This is a genomic window from Paenibacillus sp. SAFN-117 (assembly GCF_051966115.1).
GTDB lineage: Bacteria > Bacillota > Bacilli > Paenibacillales > NBRC-103111 > Paenibacillus_L > Paenibacillus_L residui.
Genome location: NZ_JBQCLK010000019.1, coordinates 91973 through 111641 on the forward strand (window position 1 = coordinate 91973; position 19669 = coordinate 111641).

Sequence of the window (19669 nt, forward strand, 5' to 3'; positions counted from 1 at the left end):
GCTGCAGGATGAAACCGGAATCGCCGGAAGGGAATCACCGCGAAGGAAATCCCGGCAACGAACAGAGCAAGTGTGACACCTCACGGATGGCATCGTTGCTGTCGCAGATCCAAGTAGACCGGATCGTTCAAAATACACTGGATCTGGTCAATATCGATAGCATTACGGGAAATACAGTGGCTATATCCGAATTTTATCAAAGCCTGCTGGAAGCTGTCGGCTGCCGGGTGGAGCGTCACGAGCTGTATCCCGGAAACCCTACCCTGGTCGCTGAATTTGGCAGCCCGGGTAAGGGGCGCAAGCTGGTCTTCAACGGTCACATGGATGTCGTGCCGCTGCCGCATACGCCGGCCAAAATCGAGAATGGTCGCCTGTACGGCCGAGGGAGCTGCGATATGAAAGGCTCTCTGGCCGCCATTGTCGAAGTGCTGCGAGTCCTCCATGTCAACAAGCTTCAGTTGAACGGACAACTGATGGTCATTGCCAACAGCCTGCACGAGAGTCCCGGAGGCAGAGGGGAAGACTTGACGGAGCTGACCCGCCGGTTCAACTGGCAGGCGGATGCGGTTGTAGTGATGGAAGGGGCCACCACCGAATGCACCGTCGCCCAGATGGGCTCTGCCACCTTCCGTATCGAAGTGGTTCGGGAGGGAGAGCCCAGCCACCAGCTTCATACGCCGGCGGGAACTCCCCATCCGATCACCGTAGCGGCGGAGATGATCCTGGCGCTGAACCGGCGTAACGCGGAATTGGCGGAACGGGAAATAGCGGACATTGGGACGGCATCTTATTTCGTAGGCTCGTTTCACAGCGGGGAATTCTATAACCAGATGCCTAATCGGGCCGTCATGGAAGGCGTCAGACGCTATGGCCCGGAGGAGCGGTTCGAGGAAATCGAACGGGAGCTTAGCGAGATGGTCAAGCAGGTAGCCGACCGGCATCAGGTGGATATCCGGCTCGCTATCGAGAAGGTGCGTGACGGTTACCGGATAGACCGGGAGAGTCCGGCTGTCGAGGCGCTGGTCGAAGCGATCCGTGAAGTCAGAGGCGCAGAAGCTCCCAAGGTGGGCAAGAAGCTGGTGACCGATGCGGGAATTTTCGTAAACGCATGGGGAATCCCCGCCTTGTGCCATGGCCCGGACCAAACGTCCGCTCATGGAGAGACGGAGTATGTGGAGCTTCGGGAGCTTGAAATGACCGCCCAGGTATATATGACGCTCATCGGCAAATATGTTGGGTGGACCGGAGGGGACAACGATGCGGCTATGCAATAAAAAAGCGGTCATAACCGGCGGTGCCAGGGGAATCGGGCGGGCGATCGCGGAGCTTTTTGTCAGTGAGGGGGCGAGGGTATACGTCCTGGACTGCAGGGAGGAAGAGCTGTCCTCTCTGCAGGCGATTCCCGGATTTACGGCAGGCGGCAGCCGAACGGCCGTCTGCGATTTGACGGATGAAGCTTCGGTCGACAGTGTGACGAATGCCATCGAGCAGGAATGGGGAACACTCGATATTCTCGTCAACAACGCGGGAATTGCCGTGCGCGAGCCCTTCCTGCAAATTCCGGCAGATCACTGGGACCGGATTATGAATGTCAACGTCGGCGCCATGTTCCGGTTGAGCCAATGGGCTTCCAACATAATGGCACATCAGGAAAAGGGAGGAGTCATCATTAATATGTCCTCCAAGAACGGTCTGGCCGGGAGTACTTATCTTGCGCATTACAATGCATCCAAAGGTGCGGTGGAACTGCTTACCCGCTCGATGGCGGCGGAGCTGGCCCCGTATGGGATCCGCGTGAACGCGGTCGCCCCCGGTTTTATCGATACCTCCATCAATGACGATCTGAAGAAGGATGGGGAACAGGCCTTGAATCTCGGTGAATTGGCGGCCCGCACTCCGATGAAGCGGCTGGGAACGCCCCGGGAGGTGGCCAACGTCTTCCTGTTCTTGGCTTCTGACGAAGCCTCTTATGTCACAGGTACAACCATTTTAGTGGATGGAGGCCATTTGGCCAATGCCGCGGACTTCTAAGACTGCGGTGCCTAATTATACAAAAAAGGAGTTCCTTCCGGGATTAAAAATCCATTGGACTCCAATGCTGCCCAGGCGGCACCGGCATTTGCTCCACCCGCTTGCAGAAGGCTTCCTCGCTTTCGAGACCGGCCCAGTACAGCTTGGCTTCCTGATGGATGGCGGCAAGCTCTGATGCACGGATGCGCAAGGCCGAGAAATAACGGGATTCCGGGATCGTTTCGCGGAACAGAGCAAAGCGGGAGGGCCGATAGAGCGTTTCCCGGCCGGACCATTCCGCAGCCGTTATCCGGGCCGGCAAACTGTATGTATGCTGCCGGATGATAAGCTGGGATGAATGTGAAATAAGGAACTTAACCAATTGGACAGCCGCTTCCTTCACCGGGGAGCGGCTGTTGACCGCCAGGCCGGTACTAAGCAGCAGAGTCCCCGGCATGCCCTGGTGAGGGACGGGGGCGATATCGAACGGCAGGGACTTTTCACGCAAATAGTTTAAATAAAAGTAGCTCGTCATAATCATGGATGCCTTGCCTTGGGCCAGCAGAAGTTCCGATTCTCCCGTCACTACCCCCGCCGATAACAAGGGGAGCTCCCGGATCAGGGTCCGGCAGAAGCGGATCGCCTCCATCATGGCGGTTCCGGCCAGCTTAATCCTTCCATCCCCGTAGCGTTCGAAGGTTGCGCCGGTCTGTAGCAGAAGCAGGGGCCATCTGTGAAGGGAAAGCAGGTCGCAATGGAATCCGATTCGTTCGCCGGGCTCGCTTAGACGGGTGGAATTAGCGATGATATCCGTCCACTGCCAACGGCCGTCCGGCTCCGGAATGTTCTTCTCCGCGAAGTGCTGCCTGTTATAGCAAAGAATAAGCGGCGAAAAAATAAACGGCTGAGCCAGCAGAGCCCCGTCGTACGTGAAGCCGTCGGACAAGAAGGGATAGATGTCCTCCTCACGCTCCAGCGGGGCCAGCAGATCGCCGTGGCCTTTTTCCATAAGCATCTGGAAGCTCGTGTAGTTTATCATGACGGCATCTGCAATGCCGCCCGTCAAATAGTCGGGAAGCTGTCTATAGCTCTCGCTGGAAATCGGTACCGTCTGAACCCGGATGTGCGGAAACCTCTCATGAAACAGCTCTAACAGATGCTCCAGCCTGGCTTCGGCGGCAACCGAGGAATGGGTTCCCAGCTTGACGGTAACGAGGGGGCTCCCGGAGGAGCCGATGACGACATTGCCGACCCGCGGAATCTTGGCGATCAGCCCCTCCGAAACAAGCTTATCCAGCCCTTTGCGAATGGTTATATTGCTTAATCCGTATTGCTGCGAGAGAGTCTTCTCGGAAGGCAAATGCTCGCCGGGCTGCCGCTTGCCGGAAACAATATCCTCCCTCAAGCTCCGGATAAAGTTGTTCAACCGCATGCGCGACTGCTCGCGCTGGTTCTGTTTTTCCATAAGTATGAAAACACCCTTCTCTAGCCGATCGATCTCCAGCCTATAATATCATATTTCCCTCGGTGTGCTTCACTCTCTCCGTTTCCGCAGGAAGCAATGCACGGATGACATTTTGCTCAATGCAGGATGTCATGAAGAAATATTGATCGCGGCTGAAGGAGCTTTCGAGAATGACATATTTGCCGCCTATATAGCTGGAGCCTACCGCTTTGAACTGATGCCTGCCGCCCTGTATATGGAAGTGCGCCGTATCCGGGTCGGAGGATTTGCTGGTGTAATCGCCCAAGCTCCAACGGATGACATTGGTCGGATCAATACTCTTCAGAAAAGCCTTCTCCCCATTCGTCCCGCTGAACACGGCCCCTCCGCCGATAGTAATGGACTGGTCGGTTTTGTGTTCCGGGTTGGTTCCGTCCCGGTTTGTTTTGTCCCAGGCGCCGGTCAGCACGAAGCCGCAATCGATCAATCCGCCGCCGGATATGACGATTTCCCTGCTGCCGATGTTGATGATGCCCTGAGTCTGGGGCAGGCCCTTGAACCAGGTGTTGATCAGGGTAAGGCGGTTAATACTGCCGATATTGACCTCCTCCACATTGTAAAATTCGCAATTCTGGATCAGAAGGTCTCCATTGATCGGCGTATAGCCGACAGACTCGGTTCCTTTACGGATAGGACGGGCAATTTCGTACCCTTTCAGCATGCCGAAACCGCAGCTGTCCAATATATTTTTCCTCTTTGAACGGGAGGAGCCCTTGGAAAGGGTAATCATAGCCTCGGCTGTGCAGCCCCTCATATTCAGGCCATCGACATTTACCCATATGGAACCGGAATTGGACAGGCCTTCCTTGATTACGGCATGGCAGTCTTCCAGGGTGAGGTCGGTCAGTCTTTTATTAGCTACGATTCTCGATGCGATATGCTTCTTGACGGTGATCCGCTTGGCGCTGTCTCCCCAGGTCGTGCCGCTATTGGCGAAAGAGAGCAGCCCGGAATTGCCTATGTAAAACAGATCGTGTTCAAACTGTCCGTGAGTAACGAACGGCCCGTAATCATCGCCGTCCCCATGGCAGTTCTCTACGAGGCAGTACGCGGCGCAGGTAAAATCGTTCAAGTGACGGGCATTACTTGTATTGCAATCTCTGACGTGCCCATACAGCACATTGATCTGCTGGGTCAGATAGCCGGTTCCTCCCCAGTCTCTCTCTTCCGGGTTGATTAGCTCACAGCGTTCTGTCACATAGTGGGAGCAGTATCGCCGCATAATCACCGGCCAGAACACCTTGGTGGCCCGAATACCGGATACATCACATTCCACTGCAAATTCGTAGGCGACCGGATTGGAGCCGATTTGGTCCCAGGTATCGAACGGTCTCTGGTTAGTCGATCCATTAGGAGGGACGGCGATGCCAACGAACCTCATGTTTCTCACATTGCAGCGGAAGACCGGGGCCATCTTCCGGTAAGTAACCTGCCGGCCGGACGCAATGGCCCAACCCAGCTTGTAATTGACCCGAATGTGGGTGCCGTCTATGATTTCGGTAACCTTGAGCAAATAATCCAGTTCGCGCTGCGCGCTGCCCTGCGGAAGATTCTTCACCTGGACATGCCACCAGTCCTCCACTTGGAAGGCAGAGGCATTGGCTACTTCCAGCACGTCCGTTCCTTCGGCCAGATCCGTACTCAGCGTTACCGTCTGGGTTTCTCCGGTTGCCGTGCCCTGGAAGAAGAGAACGGCTCCGAACGGATTATCCCTCGTATTCAGCTCGATTCCTTCCGTCGTGATCGTATGTCCATGGAAGTCGATTTCAACGCCGCTGCGGTGAAAAATATGGCGCTTGGCGAAATTCAGATCGGTATGAGCTTCGATCCGGTGAATGGAAGCGTCGTTCACCATGGCATCCAAGGCCGCATCGGCATTCTTGTCCGCGCCGAACAGACCGAACCAGCGGAAATCCGCCACTCCGTTATGCACGGTTTCCCAGCGTCCGGGCTGTTGTCCTGTGCCGGTTGGCGCGTGAACGGTTCCCCCGTTATCGGCCTTGGTGCTCGAGGCCGCCCAGCGAACCAGCTTGGCCCCTCCATCACCGTCTGAATAATATCCTCCTACATGCACCTTCACGCCATCCTTGAGCTGCCCCTTGGGAAGCTCAAGAAGCGTTTTTACATTCGGCACATGAAGCACCGAACGGGCCTGATTGCCTCCGGACAGAGCGGCGGCATCGGAATTGCCGGACGAATCCGGATTATCCGCGAATACGAGTCCCGGACGGAGTGCGGCGCTTCCCGCCAACAAGGCACCTCCCATGCCGAGGGCCTTCAGCACCTTTCTTCGGCTGATGGAGGGAGAGGGGATTTCCTGCGGGTTAGTATCTTTTTCCAAGCCATGTGGAAGCTGTTCTTTATCCATTCTTTGAATACCTCCCAGTGGATATTTATAGAGCTCCGTCAGGAGCTTTTTTAAAGTTCTTATACTTCCTCGAGAAACCGTACGTCCTTGGACAAGGGGCGACAGCCGTCTCTTCTTGAATGATGCAATAACCGTCAATCGGAAAATGTCCCTGATTTAGTTCTGGTTTACAATTTAGTATACGGACTGTTTGAAAGCGTTGTCAATGGGACTTTCGAACTTGTGTTAAACAATCGAGATACAAGAAAACGTAGCTAGAAACGGACACCACAACAATCAGAATCTGATGCCGCACTCAACAAAAAAGCCAGAGAAGCAGCTTTGCTTCCCCGGCTTTTTCAAACGTACTATGAACGCCACTGCTGCAGCAACGAGTTGACCTGCCGCTCCAGATGCTCCTTCGCTTCCTCTGAAATGTGACGCTGCATGGCTTTGTTATTCAAATGCTTCAGGAATTTCTCCAGATCTCTGGCGGCTTGCTCCAACCGTCCCTTATCATACTGCTGCCGGGCCTGGTCCAGAGTATTGCTCAACTGCTTGGCCAACGGGCCGCTTAAATCGCCGGAAGCGATATAGTCGTCTACTAACCGGCGTATAGCAGGCAGTCCGTCAGCCGGTGCGGCAGGAGAAGTCTTCACCGAAATCGCCTCGCTGGGCGCGGATTTATATCCTTGGTCATCCGCAGCCACCACGTAGAAACGGTATTCCGTATTCGGAGCCAGCCCGGTCACCGTATATACAGCTTCTGTGACCGCAGCGTGCAGCTGATTATCTTTATATAATTCATAATGGATGTTCCGGCCGCTGCTGCTTACCGGGTCCCAAGCCAGATCGATGGTGGTGCTTGTCGTTCCGGTTGCCCTCAGGTGGCTTGGGGCGGGAAGCTCCGAACCGGCTCCGGTGGTGAAGCTCCAGATGTCGGAAACGATCCGGCCTCCGAATGCATCCGCCGCGATTACATACCATTGATAGGTTTGATCGGCAGCCAGTCCATCCCATTCGATGCTGGCCGTCTGTCCGCTCGGTATTCCGTTCGCCGTTCCGATTACCGTATCGGAGTAAAGGTTGACTTCGAAGTAATCGGTGGCTACCCGCTTGATTTGCGGCTCCAGGCTAAGAGCCAGTGTGAATTCGTCCTTACCCGGAAATTCTATCGGGTCATAGTAGTTATACTTTTCCTTATAAGGAGAGTACGTATTGACATAGATGGTATCCGTGGCCGTGTCAAAATGGAACAGCTTCATGAAGCCGTCGCCGCCTTCGCCATGCCCTTGATAATCCGTCAAAATTTGATACACTTTACGGTCTGTAATTCCGTCTCCGTTATCGTCGATTTCGTCCGTTCGTAGCGTGCTGCCGGTGCGATGGCCGTTCAGCACCAGCACGACGTTCTCATTCGGTACAACCACCCTGTCGTACAGAATGTCGCCAATCTCCGCCCGGCTGCCGTTAGCCGTCAAATAATCGTGGAAACAAAGGATGGCTTTGCGGTCCGGATGTTCCGCGAGCACCCGATTCATCCAAGCGATTTCTTCCTCTCCGATTCCCCAGCCCATGTAGACAATAATGTAGTCATTGCCGTGAGAGGAAATCAGATCGTAGTGACCGCGGTTATTTTTGTACGACTCTCCATAATAAGGCCGATCTTGGAAACGATCCTCCCCGAAGTAACGATAATAGTTCGAATAGTCGAACTCGTTGTTACCCAAATCCTTGACGTCATGATTACCGGCCAGCACTCCGTACGGAATATCGGCCTGATCCAGCACTTTCATATACTGATCGGCACGCTGCCATTGGATTTCGTAATCGTGCACGTTGACGATGTCTCCGGTATGGATCACATAATCGATCTTCATGTTGTCCACCTGCTCGGCGATCCAGTTAACCTGGGATTCGTAAATCCCCGGGAATACCTCTGTATAGAACTGGGTATCCGTCATCCACACGAAGGTATAATCGTACTCGTCCGGCGTCGGAATCTGATCCTGAACGATGACGTTGACCTTCTGTTCACGCACGTAATCGTTAACGTCAACGGTGCCGCTTAGCGTAAAATCGTCCTCGGACTTGGTCACGAAGGAATCGACGGCTTTCCAGCGGTTTTCCGTGTAATTCCAGGCATACATCGTCACTTTGCGGTTGGCCAAGGAATTTCCTTTCCAGACCACCTCTACCGTATCCTGTGCAGTCATATTGCCGTCCAACTCGACTTCAAAGCGCAGGTAAGGAAACTGGGTAGTCGAGTCCAGAGTGACATATTGCTGATCCACGGACGCCAGGGTCGCGAGCTCCGCTTCCGTCAAGGCTACTTCGCCGTCTGGAGCGGCTGAGCGGGGAGGCTCCGTATCGGTAGCATTTTTATATACCCGGACCTTGCCTGGGGTGACTGCATTGTATTTATAACCTTGATAGAAGGTTACGTCCAACTCGTCATCCGTCGGATCGGATACTTTAACACTTAAAGTCGGGCGAGGATCTACATTCGCGGCCCCGTCCTGCGGACTGATCAGTTCAGGCTGATGCGGGGTTTCCTCTACCGTCGAGAACCGAACGTTCTTTTCGCTCTTCAAGCCTATTTTGTCCAGGGCGGAAACTTGCAGGTAATGCTCGCCAGGCTTCATAGCCGCCGAGGAGGTCGCGTAAGGAACTTCGATCGGTTGGCCGTCCAGCAGAATCTCTACCTTGTCGACCCCGGCCACTTTATCCGTCACGGTGACGTCGATAGTAAAGGCGCCTTTGTACAGCTTGCCCTCTTCCAGAGTCGTCTGGATGAAAGGAGCGGAATTATCAACCCGGATGCGGGCTGTCGCTTCGCCTTGCTCCGGAGTCGTGACCCGGATCAGATGACCGCCTTCCGATATGGCAGAGGTATCCCATACATAAGCTTTGGAAGTCAGCTTGTCCTGCGGAATGTCGAAGGTGAAGTCGACCACCGGCAGGTATCTTCCATTGTCCCCCATATCCAGAATTTCGTTAGGATCGCTGTATCGGGGGTCTCTGACAACGGTTCCATCGCTTAGAATAAGCCGGACATTGCGCACATCGAAATCATCGAGATTTTCTTGCGGATCTTCTTCGATGGCGGATTTGGTAGAGCCGGCGCGAAGCGTCACGGTGTTATTATTCTGATGAAACTTGATCGGGGCCACCGGGACAATGACCGTTTCAAAGCCGTTAATATCCGTGTCAACGAGGCGGATGATGTCGCTTCCCAAGCTGACCGAGTTTTTGTAACCGGCATTTATGCCGTCGGCTTCAAATGCGAAATAGGCGTTTTTCTCCAAGGACCGGTAAGTATCGTTCGCTTCCGTCCCGTCAATGAACAGCTTCAAATCATCCGGGCTGACCCCGTCGGCGGAAGCTACAATGGTGGAGCGGCCCGTCAGAATGTCCCCGTCCTGCCAATTCAATCTCGGGCTGGGAAGCTCCTGAACAATATCTATTCTGTAAATATCGCTAACCGTTTCGTTCGTTCCGTCGAAAGCCGTGAAATAATACTCTACATAGCTGCTTCCTAGGAAATCCAGGAAATCAATGGTATGGTGGAACAGGGAGTCTTCCCGGCTCACTTTCAGATTGACGCTGGTATATTCGCTCTGCTTCTCGCTTCTGTAATGCAGGGTAAAAGTTAGAACCATGACATCGTCACGGGTATTCGCAACGATCTGAATGTCTTGGGCGTCTCCGATCCCCGTCTGGTCAGTGAGATTTTCGATGACCGGAGGTACATTATCTGGCTTGATCTTGACTGGTTCAGGCGGAATTTGTTCCGGACTGACGGATCCGGGAGTGGCCGGATCTGTCGCGCTGCCGATCAACTGCATGGTGGTGGAGCCGTCTTCCGGATATTTGTAGAAAATTCCTTTATCCGGCGCCGTATCCTTCACTCCTACGTTATAGCTGGCTTGGACAAGCTCGTAACCGGTATTGGTGGCGATGATCATTGTCCTCTCGCGGCTGTTGTGCATTCCGCCGCTCACTTCAGTCCTGACGATGTCCTTGTTCTCAACCAGATTGGTTCCATAGTTGGCATTAAAATCGGCTACTGTCGCATTCTGATTGGCATTGTTCGTAATCCACAGGACCAGGGTGGCTCCCGGTTCAATGATCGCTTCTTCGGGGATAGTCTTCCATACCTGGTCATACTCCAGGCCGTTCGGGTAGCGATAGATGAGCTTACAATCTTTGTAGTTGATAGGCTGATCCGTGTTGTTGTAAATTTCAACAAATTCATAGCCGTCGGCCCCGTCAATATTCGATGAATCGGGGACGATCTCCGTAATCAGAAAGTGCGGCAGTTGATCATGGTCGACCGTGGTCTGAGCTGCAGGCTGAACCTGCTGTGCGGATGCATAGCCGGCAGGGGAAAAAGAAAACAGAAGGGAAAATACCATGCACAATACAAGTGCGGAAGACAGCCATCGATTGAATTTTGTTCTTATCATTTTCTACCTCCTCGGCTTAATGGTTCTTACTGCTAACGGTATTGCTTGATCTTGCCGTCACCCCCTTTCGAAGCTTGGTCGTCCATAGGAAAGGCATTACAAAAAAGACCATAAGAAATTCAAAGAAACCGTCTCCATCCAAAAGAGAAGAAGCTGGCTTCAAAGGTTTTCTCATGGTCTCCACCTTCGAATTATGCAATTAGTAGTGCAGTCATTTACTATATTACCACAAATTAGGCTTGTGCTTGGTTACCTTTAATATATTATTGGATCGGGCTTCCGTCAACCATTGTTGATGGAAATATAACAAATCTTTACAAAGATAGTCTTCTGGTTTTGTTTCGAAAGGCCTAATCTATAGCGTTGATAGGGATTAGGGGGGGTTATCTTTTGAAAAGGCTGACCGCTTGATCGGACCCGCAGCATGGACAGCATTGCCGATCATTGAGTGGCAAGGCTTTAAGGCTCAACCTGGAAATCAGTGCCTGATTTTCTATCTCCGGAATAACTTCCTTGAAAATCCATCTATTTTCATCATCTGATGGTGCCGCGGCCGGGGGCATGGTGGTCATCTGCCCGGCTCCCATCCGGTTTCAATCTCGCTAACGAATCTGGGTAACGTTATTTGCCTTAAAAACGATACCATTTCAAATATAACGAAACTCACAATCCTTATTTGGGCGAAAACCTGCTCTATGATCTTCAATTTTGATGAATAGCGATATGCAGTTTCGTTAGAAAGTGGAATAGCTTGTTTTGCCCGAATAACCTTTCCAGGTTTCGTAAGGAAAAGCATTTTGATATAGAATATATTTGTAGAATTTTCTAGAAAGTTCTGATAAAAACTGTAACAAATTTGTCAAATTTGTGGGATAATTTTCAATATATATGGTATATTCCAATTAAGTGGGATATGAATTAACTTGCCAATGAACGCATAGTGCTTATTATTTTCTTGCCTTGCATGTACTTACTATTTTTTCAATTTTATTTGTTTGAACTGCTGGCCAGCATTCAAATAATCAAATTGATAAATTCTAGTAGGTGGGTGAGATTAATTGTTGAATAAGCTAAAAGCTCTATTACTATCTGTCATTTTGTTTAGCGCTACTATTTTGCCAACAGCCGCAACAGCTCAAGACATGCATTCAAATGTAATCATGATCGATAAAGATAGCCTGAAGAAGGTAGAAAACAAGACGATTCCGATAAAATCATGGAACAAATTTACTGATGAATTGCACATTACGGGTTCAACTGACCCCGCGTTAAGCGGAATGCTGGTGGAATGGTTTAAACATGCATCTGACGAAGATACCATCGAATCCATCATTATGCTGCATTGGGACTATGATGCGAGCACACAAGATTTCGAGAAAAAATTTAAGGAAACATTCGGGGACTTGCCTACATTCGAAAAAGTACATGATTTACAATATAATGTTACGTTAAATAAGAAACAGATCAAGGAGCTTTTGACGTGGTCCGAGGTTTTGCTCATTGGAGACAACATTCCATCTCAAAACTACGGCATGGTGGATGGTACTGGTTTTGAACAAGATTCAATTGATATGCAACTGTACGAATCAACATTTTTTACAGGAGCAAGACAAGCACGTACGGATTTTGGTGTTACTGGAAATTTGGATGGAAACGAAAATTCTTATTCTAACCGAGATATCGTCATAGCTGTGCTTGATACGGGAATTGACACAACCCATGTTGATCTAGGTAACGGAAAAGTTATTGGTTGGTTTGATCCCGTCGGTAATTCAGGCTCCCCGAACGATAAACACGGTCATGGAACAGCGGTAGCAAGTATCATTGCCGGTACGGGCAAGGGTAATTCAAATGCGGCCGGATATGCGCCAGGCGCGGCGTTAGTGGGTGTGAAAGTGTTAAATGAAGAGAATAAATTAACCTCCACTATTCATCTTGATTCTGGATTAAGATGGGTAAGAGATAATGCAGACAGATACAGTATCGACGCAGTTAACGTTAGTATACACACAGATTATACGGATCCTAATCTAGGATATACTCGTACTCTTATCAATGAACTTAATGATATGGGAATTCCTGTTTTCGTGATAGCCGGTAATTTCGGTGGCGAGAAGGGATCCGTAGATGGGCGCAAATTTTTTAACACTATCAACCCGATAGCCAAAACAACTCGCTACATTATTGGAAGTATTAAAGACCCAAGTGCTGGGGGATGGGGGGAAGTGAATTTTCGGGCAAAGGCATAGGGTCGGAGGGGCCATTATTGGTTGCACCCGGAGAAAATATCCAAGCTGCACTTGCCGGATCTGGCAACAGATACTTTTCTCGAAGCGGAACATCCCTGTCTGCACCAGCGGTAGCCGGGACATATGCACTTATGAAATCCGCAGCAATAAAGCGAGGAACGATCCCCCAATTGGTTGTAGGAGATATGGGACCATCTGGATTCGATGTGTTTTATGGAAACGGCAATCTACTCGTATATGATTCCGTAAAAGAATCCGGTGGATATTCATTTGGGTCTTTTGACGATAACCGGGATTTATATAAATTGGAGTTTATGGGGCAATCTGGATATCGCTATACCCTTCAAATGCAAGTTACGGATACTTCCGTTCCATTAAATATTACCATGTTAAATTCTACAGAATATACAGGAGATGCTGATTTGGTTGTATGGGAACCTGGCCAAGATATATTCCAAGATCCAAAGTTCACGGAAAATGAAGAACAATCGCGTGAAAACCCTTATGGACATGTCAGCATTCCCAATCCTAAACCTGGGATTTATACCATTGGGGTGAAAGTTAGGACCGATTCCCATATTTCCCTGGATATCGTTGGAAAAGTACGTCCTTAATAGATAAGACAACCTGCCTTGAGGAAAAACGGGGCAGGTTGTTTTAAACATTTCCCAGGATTCGAGCAAGTTCATATAGAAAGGACGAGATAGAATTGTTCTTCAAGTTTAGGTTTTTTTTAGTCACCCTTTTGTTCGGCCTTGCCTTTATGCCCGAAGCATCATCGGCGAAAGAAGGGCCGTTACAATCAATCATCATTGAAGATTACGGCAAAATTATTCCTTCGGATAAGCTCGAGGTGACTCCAATAGATCAATTCAGATGGGCGGACCCCGAATATTACTCGAAGCCTTTCCTTAGCCAGGAATTAAGAAAATGGGCGGAATCAGCAGAAGATGAAGAGTCCATCGAAGCCGCCATGATCGTAAGAGAAGCGAAGGCTTCGGAATTTGAGCGAAAATTCAGAGAGGTCTTCGGGGATTCGCCTGCATTGGCCAAAGTACATCCTATCCGTTTCCATACACGGTTAACCAAGGAGATGATGGACCAGCTTCTAACCTGGGAGGAAATGATTCTCATCAGCCCGGTTGATTTCGAGGCGCCCTTGTATAACCCGAACGATTATGGGACTGTAAGGCCTCCGACTGTGTATGTGGACGGTAAACAAGTTGAGTTCGAACGCTCTCCGTTTCTTGAGAACGGAACGACCTATGTTCCTCTGAAACAGGCGGGAGAATCCATGGGAGCCACCGTGACATGGGAAGCATCGACTCATGAGATCGAAATAACTAAGGGAGAAAGCGTCATCCGTTATTCCATAGAGCAAGGTTTGGCGATTCGAAACGGTCAGCCTATGGATTTTCCGATAGAAATACGAGATGGAGTTTCCTATATTCCGGTCAGGAAGCTGGGGGATGCGTTAGGCTGTTTGGTAGGCTGGGAAGACAAGGCTTATAAAGTGGTAGGAAGCTGCGCTCCTAAAACCAAAGTCAAGGTGAAAGAGGTTATAGACGGAATTACATTGCTGGTGGATTGGAACGGGGAAGAACAAAAGCTTAGGTTAGCCGGTGTCGATGTCGGATCGATGGAAAGTAGTTACGGAGAGATCGCTATCCAGAAGGCTTATCAATACACCAAAGAGCATTTAGATAATCAAGTGGTTTGGGTCCAATGGGTAGAATCGAAGGAGGAGCCGTTGGATATCCCCCGAGGCTTTGTCTTTCTGGAAGACGGCACATTTTTCGATGCGTCCATGATCTCCAGCGGGTATGCGAGTTCAGTCTGCTGCAGCTCTATCTGGTATTCCTTCTTGGATGAACTGAACTGGCAAGCGATAGATAGAAAAATAGGTGTGAATGGCGAAAAGCTCTTGGATGGGGTACATTCTATGTATCATCCGGTAGGAATCTCGCGAATAGATGCCGATGGGGCAGTCATCATCTCCAACTTCCCCGAAATGGACGAAAAAGACCTTTCCGGCTGGACATTGGTCAGTTCCAAGGGAGGAGCAACGTTTCAGTTTCCTGAAGGTACTGTAATAGGTTCAGCCAGTCGAATGATTATCATGACCGGAGAAAGTGCTGTTCGCGGGATAAGGGAGAGCAGCGGGACGGTATTTAGCAATCGATATTTTATCTGGACTACCGAGAGCATATGGGACGGCGAAGACGACGAAGTGATTTTGTATGACGAGGTCGGGTATGAAATCGATCGATATCAGATTGAGTCGCCCAAATAGCAACGTAAGTGTTCAAAGAATACTGCACGGTCTAAGCGGTTAGCTTAGGTTGTGCAGTTATTTTTTGCCAAATTCGCAGAGCGAAAACCAAAATGATTACCTGGTCCTAACGATTCGCCATAGCAGTTCCTTCTTTCATATTCAGTCATAATAGTACTTGGAATAGCATAACATTCCTCTATCTATATTATGAAAGCGCAAACATTCATGTAACAGACGAGAGGAGAGGTCTATTGAGCATGGCAAAATTCAAAAAGCATTCCAATGTTCTGTTGACCGCGGCGGCCCTGGTGTGCAGTATGACGATTTCCGGATGTTCGGATTCCGGCAGCCCGAGCGCTACATCGACACCGGACGAATCCAAGCCGGGAGCCAGCCCCCAGACGAAAACGTCGGCACCCGTCAAGCTGAAGCTCTTCATGGGCAATTCCGGAATGGCACATCCCGATGGCGTCAATCCGAGCGATAATCCGTATATCAACCTGATCAAGGAAAAATCGGGGGTTGATCTGGAGCTCGAGGTGCCCGGATATCAGGATTTCAAAACCAAGTATAATCTGATGCTATCTTCCGGTTCCTTGCCCGATCTCGTTCATAGCTGGTATCCGACGGAAGCTTACCGGACAGCGGATCAGGGCGGTCTTATCGACTTGAAGAAATATTACGACCAATCCGAGGCTGTGAAAAAAGTGATTACACCGGAAATGATGGAGCTGGCCAAATCACCGAGCGGACATTACTACCGTATACCGATGCGCAATACAAGCTCGCCCCAAGGCGCAGGAGTCGCTGTACGCTATGACATGCTGGTTAAATACAATGACGGTGAATATCCGGAATCAGTGGATGGTTGGATAGAGTTTATGAGGAAGGTGCATAAGGCTGAACCGAACGCGTTAATCCTCTCCAATCGCGTGGCCAATACCGACACCGCGCTCGGCTTTGGCGGATTGCCTATTTTCTTCTGGTACGGTGCGCTTCCGTATGATTATCGCGTACAGGATGGCAAGGTGATCAGCAATTTTATGCTTCCGGAATATCGTGAAGCTGTACAAACCATGAAGATGTTGTATGAAGAAGGTATTCTCGATAAAGAATTTGCAACGAACGATAACGTGAAATATGGAGACAAGAAAAGAAACAGGGACGTTCTGTTTGAATACAATCAGGCAGATCAATTTATTCCGACCGGACAGGCGAAACTGCCGCAGGAGCAGCATATGGAATGGCAGTTATCCCCGGCCCTCAAGCAATACCCGGCCGTATTGAAGGACCCGAAATATGCTCAACCTTACGAAGGACTTCCTATTACCGATCACGGGATCTACATTTCCAGCCAATCCAAGCATCCTGACGAAGCCTGGAAGGTTATAGAGGCATTGGCTTCAGAGGAACTCCACGACATGATCTTCTGGGGCATGGAAGGCGAGGACTATACAGTCCAGGGGGATAAGAAGGTGCCGATTGAAGGCAAGGGTCTATCCGACAAGACCCAGTATTATAAGCTGCATCTCGCCATTCTCTTCGGTTTCAGCGACCGCAAGGATTCCAGTATAGCCGCTGCTCAACAGGTCATGAATAAAAAAGAGTTTGACAGAAGGATGGAAGGCTTGAAAACCTGGGAAGGCTATGCCAAAGATAAGGGGCGCCGATTAAGCCATTTCGCCCAATTGTCCGACGAGGCCAACCGAAAAAGGGGTGAAGCGAATAATTTCATCTCACAGGCGACGTTCGAGGCGATCATGGGTCGCATTACGATGGAGCAGTTTGACCAGAAGGTGGCTGAATTCGGCAATAAGTACGGGTTTATTTATGAGGAATATACCAAATACATGAATGATCACAAAGAAAAACTAAGAGGGTTTGGCGTGAAAGAGGTAGACTGGTAACGGCAGACGAAATCCTAAGCTTATCCGCATGGCAAGTGTCTCCTGCCTGCTCTGCGGACTGAATTCTCTATTGGAGGTGGGATCATGGCTATCAATTCCACACCGCAATCTTCCGCCACGCCCGTTCCGATACGGAAAAAGAGGGTGTATAAAAAAACGCTTTTTGCGCTATATTTGCTTCTGGCTCCGACTATCCTTCTATTATTTGTTTTCCATTACATTCCTCTCTATGGCATCATTATTTCGTTTAAAGATTTTTCACCCTACAAAGGGATCTTGGGCAGCCCCTGGGTGGGCTTCAAGCATTTCGTCTATTTTTTGCAGGATGATACGTTCTGGAAGGTACTGAAAAATACGCTGATCATCAGCTTTTACGATCTTGCTTTCGGCTTTACCGCACCGATCCTGTTTGCTTTATTGGCGAACGAAATTATCCACATGCGGTTCAAAAAAATCATTCAAACCATCTCATATCTGCCGCACTTCCTGTCGTGGATCGTTGTTTCCGGCGTATTTTACCAAATGCTGTCTCCGGAGGCGGGGATGGTGAACACCCTTCTGGGATGGTTCGGTATCGAACCGATCTTCTTCATGACGGAGCCGGGGTTGTTTCGGGGAATCGCCGTATTTGCGGAAATTTGGAAAAATGTCGGTTGGTCCGCCATCCTGTATTTTGCGGTTATTGCGGGAATCGATACAAGCTTGTACGAGGCCGCAATGATGGACGGGGCGAGCCGCATTCGTCAAATCTGGCATATCACTCTTCCGGCGATGGTGCCGATGATTGTACTACTGCTGCTGCTCCGGCTTTCCGGCATATTCTCCGTAGGGTTTGACCGGATTTTTACACTGCAGAATCCGCTGGTTCTGGATGTCTCCGATGTAACGAGCACGTATATTTACCGGATCGGTCTGGTGGAGGCGCAGTACAGCTTGACGACAGCCATTGGCTTAGTACAGAGCTTGCTCGGGTTCATTCTGCTTATTTCCGCAAATCGGATTTCCAAGAAGCTCGTCGGATTGGGACTATATTAGAAAGGCGGGGGCTAAGCGATGAGCTATCTATCACCGGTGCGCAAAATTTTTATTATTTTTAATTACTTGCTGTTCATTGCTTTTTCTATTTCGATTCTCGTTCCGTTTATCAACGCGATAGCTATTTCGTTGAGTAACTACGAAGCCCTCGCCACTGGAAAAATAGGCTTGTGGCCTAAAGGCTTTTCGCTGAAAGCTTATCACGAGCTCGCTTACAGCAAGCAGTTTTTGCGGACCTTCCTTAATACCGTCGGCTTGACTGTGGTGAATACCGTGTTGACGATTGCTTTATCGCTTGCGGCAGGTTATGTGATGGCTCACAAGCATCTGCTGGGAAGATCGGCGCTGTTCATTTATTTGATTATTCCGATGTATTTCAGCGGCGGCTTGATTCCGACTTATCTTCTTGTCAATGGTCTGGGGATGACCAATACATACGCCGCCCTTGTGCTGCCGCAAATCATCAGCATCTTCTATATCATCGTCTTTCGCAACCAGATCAATCAACTGCCCCAGGAGCTGATGGAATCGGCGGAAATAGACGGGGCCAGTGAATGGCGTATATTGTGGAATATCATTCTGCCGCTTGTTCTGCCGATGACGATGGCCTTCGTCGTGTTCAGCGCTGTCGCATATTGGAACGAATGGTTCAATGCGTTGATTTATATCCGTGACCGCCAACTATGGACACTTCAGCTGCAATTGCGGGAAATTCTGATCAGTGCTTCTCAATTTATCGATCAGCAAACCCAGGAGGCCCTCATCGGAGGCGAACCGCGTGTTCATCCGGAGAATATCAAAATGGCAGCGCTAATGCTGACCGTCCTGCCTATTATCATTGTCTATCCCTTCGTGCAAAAATACTTCATACACGGTCAGCTGGTCGGAGCGGTGAAAGGATAAGCGTAATAGGCACGGCATGTGTATCGGCTTCGTTGATCGTCAACACTTCTCTGCACGCTCCTTCGGTCGCACTGGATTGGCTGGATAGCCTTCGATTTATGGTCCACATTTCATCGGCCACGCTCCTGCGGGTGCATTACAATGGCTAGACCGGATACTGCGCTTATTGTCTGCACTTCTCGGCACACTTCTTCGGTTACACGGCATGGCCAAGTTGGATAGAGGCCGCACTCATTGTCGCATTTCTTCGCTTGCACAGCATAGGTCTCGCATCTTCGTCCTCAACTTCTTCGGAAGCACTGCAATTTCTCGCACTTTCGTCCTCACGGCGTCAGATGAATTGCCTCGCACTTTCGTCCACACGGTGTCGGGTACATTGCCTCGCACTTTCGTCCACGCGGTGTCGGATGCATTGCCTTCCACGCTGAGTCGCCTGTGGGGATTCCGCGAAGGTATCACGTTCAAAATGAACTGCACAGTCTAAGCGGTTTGCTTGGACTGTGCAGTCTTTTTTACCACAGGGTGAGTAACCAAAGATTCCTAACGGCATAGCTGCCTCCTAACACAGGGAAAAGTGGCTCCATAAGGTGGTTGACCACCGTTATGCGACGCCATACACCGCGCAATGGGATCTCGCGCGGTGCGGAAAAGTTTTACCACATTTACAACCAAGTGATCTTTATTGCTGATGATCTAGCTGGATTTTATGCAGGTAAAATGAGCCAAACTGTAAAAATAACGAAACTAAGTGGAGATATTTTCCTGTTAGTTTTCATATAACGCTCTAAAGGAGCATTCTAGCTGGATGAAATCCATTTAGCCCCCCATGCCGCTGACCGCGGCACCATCAGATGATGAAAATGGATGGATTTTCAAGGTAGACCCCCATGCTGCTGACCGCGGCACCATCAGATGATGAAAATAGGGTTGTACGCTATAATTATTTTACGGCTGGCGAAGGTAGGTCGTA

The 19669-nt window shown here is 50.0% G+C and carries 11 protein-coding genes; 8 read left to right on the forward strand and 3 right to left on the reverse strand.

Going from position 1 to position 19669, the window contains the following annotated elements; translation table 11 throughout:
• The first annotated feature begins 8 nt into the window (after nt 1-8).
• Both ACTHRH_RS14050 and ACTHRH_RS14055 read left to right on the forward strand, forming a co-directional pair.
• Complete coding sequence (locus tag ACTHRH_RS14050; RefSeq protein WP_440416106.1) at nt 9-1274, forward strand: M20 family metallopeptidase; 1266 nt, start codon at nt 9-11, stop codon at nt 1272-1274.
• A complete protein-coding gene (locus tag ACTHRH_RS14055; RefSeq protein ID WP_440416108.1) occupies nt 1258-2031 on the forward strand; it encodes an SDR family NAD(P)-dependent oxidoreductase in 774 nt (257 codons plus the stop codon). The genes ACTHRH_RS14050 and ACTHRH_RS14055 overlap by 17 nt, the downstream gene beginning before the upstream one ends.
• Before the next feature lie 43 nt (nt 2032-2074).
• Here ACTHRH_RS14055 and ACTHRH_RS14060 read toward each other — a convergent pair whose 3' ends face one another.
• The 3 genes from ACTHRH_RS14060 to ACTHRH_RS14070 all read right to left on the reverse strand — a co-directional run bounded on the left by ACTHRH_RS14060 (nt 2075) and on the right by ACTHRH_RS14070 (nt 10330).
• Nucleotides 2075-3475 carry an extracellular solute-binding protein gene (locus ACTHRH_RS14060; protein WP_440416110.1) on the reverse strand — a complete coding sequence of 467 codons (1401 nt, stop codon included), beginning with the start codon at nt 3473-3475 and terminating at the stop codon, nt 2075-2077.
• 40 nt (nt 3476-3515) lie between these two features.
• Nucleotides 3516-5882, reverse strand: coding sequence for a twin-arginine translocation signal domain-containing protein (locus ACTHRH_RS14065; protein ID WP_440416112.1), 2367 nt, complete (start codon nt 5880-5882; stop codon nt 3516-3518).
• A 347-nt stretch (nt 5883-6229) separates the two neighbouring features.
• Nucleotides 6230-10330 carry an FIMAH domain-containing protein gene (locus tag ACTHRH_RS14070; RefSeq protein WP_440416114.1) on the reverse strand — a complete coding sequence of 1367 codons (4101 nt, stop codon included), beginning with the start codon at nt 10328-10330 and terminating at the stop codon, nt 6230-6232.
• 1058 nt (nt 10331-11388) lie between these two features.
• Between ACTHRH_RS14070 and ACTHRH_RS14075 the strand changes: the two genes are divergently transcribed.
• The 6 genes from ACTHRH_RS14075 (at nt 11389) to ACTHRH_RS14100 (ending at nt 18699) form a co-directional block, all read left to right on the forward strand.
• A complete protein-coding gene (locus ACTHRH_RS14075) occupies nt 11389-12579 on the forward strand; it encodes a S8 family serine peptidase (protein ID WP_440416116.1) in 1191 nt (396 codons plus the stop codon).
• 17 nt (nt 12580-12596) lie between these two features.
• On the forward strand, nt 12597-13193 hold the full coding sequence (locus ACTHRH_RS14080) for a hypothetical protein (protein WP_440416118.1): 597 nt from the start codon (nt 12597-12599) through the stop codon (nt 13191-13193).
• A 95-nt stretch (nt 13194-13288) separates the two neighbouring features.
• A complete protein-coding gene (locus ACTHRH_RS14085; RefSeq protein WP_440416120.1) occupies nt 13289-14872 on the forward strand; it encodes a stalk domain-containing protein in 1584 nt (527 codons plus the stop codon).
• 239 nt (nt 14873-15111) lie between these two features.
• Nucleotides 15112-16761 (forward strand): extracellular solute-binding protein, encoded by a 1650-nt coding sequence (locus tag ACTHRH_RS14090; RefSeq protein WP_440416122.1) that lies wholly within the window; start codon nt 15112-15114, stop codon nt 16759-16761.
• 84 nt (nt 16762-16845) lie between these two features.
• Entirely contained in the window at nt 16846-17796 is a 951-nt protein-coding gene (locus ACTHRH_RS14095; protein ID WP_379287797.1) for an ABC transporter permease, read from the forward strand.
• An 18-nt stretch (nt 17797-17814) separates the two neighbouring features.
• Nucleotides 17815-18699: a carbohydrate ABC transporter permease gene (locus ACTHRH_RS14100; protein ID WP_379287793.1), complete on the forward strand. Its 885-nt coding sequence runs from the start codon at nt 17815-17817 to the stop codon at nt 18697-18699.
• Nucleotides 18700-19669: the final 970 nt, after the last annotated feature.

Bases quoted from the DNA above. Each gene is read 5' to 3' on its own strand.
- ACTHRH_RS14050 (WP_440416106.1), top strand. From the start codon at position 9: ATGAAACCGGAATCGCCGGAAGGGAATCACCGCGAAGGAAATCCCGGC.
- ACTHRH_RS14055 (WP_440416108.1), top strand. From the start codon at position 1,258: ATGCGGCTATGCAATAAAAAAGCGGTCATAACCGGCGGTGCCAGGGGA.
- ACTHRH_RS14060 (WP_440416110.1), bottom strand. From the start codon at position 3,475: ATGGAAAAACAGAACCAGCGCGAGCAGTCGCGCATGCGGTTGAACAAC.
- ACTHRH_RS14065 (WP_440416112.1), bottom strand. From the start codon at position 5,882: ATGGATAAAGAACAGCTTCCACATGGCTTGGAAAAAGATACTAACCCG.
- ACTHRH_RS14070 (WP_440416114.1), bottom strand. From the start codon at position 10,330: ATGATAAGAACAAAATTCAATCGATGGCTGTCTTCCGCACTTGTATTG.
- ACTHRH_RS14090 (WP_440416122.1), top strand. From the start codon at position 15,112: ATGGCAAAATTCAAAAAGCATTCCAATGTTCTGTTGACCGCGGCGGCC.
- ACTHRH_RS14095 (WP_379287797.1), top strand. From the start codon at position 16,846: ATGGCTATCAATTCCACACCGCAATCTTCCGCCACGCCCGTTCCGATA.
- ACTHRH_RS14100 (WP_379287793.1), top strand. From the start codon at position 17,815: ATGAGCTATCTATCACCGGTGCGCAAAATTTTTATTATTTTTAATTAC.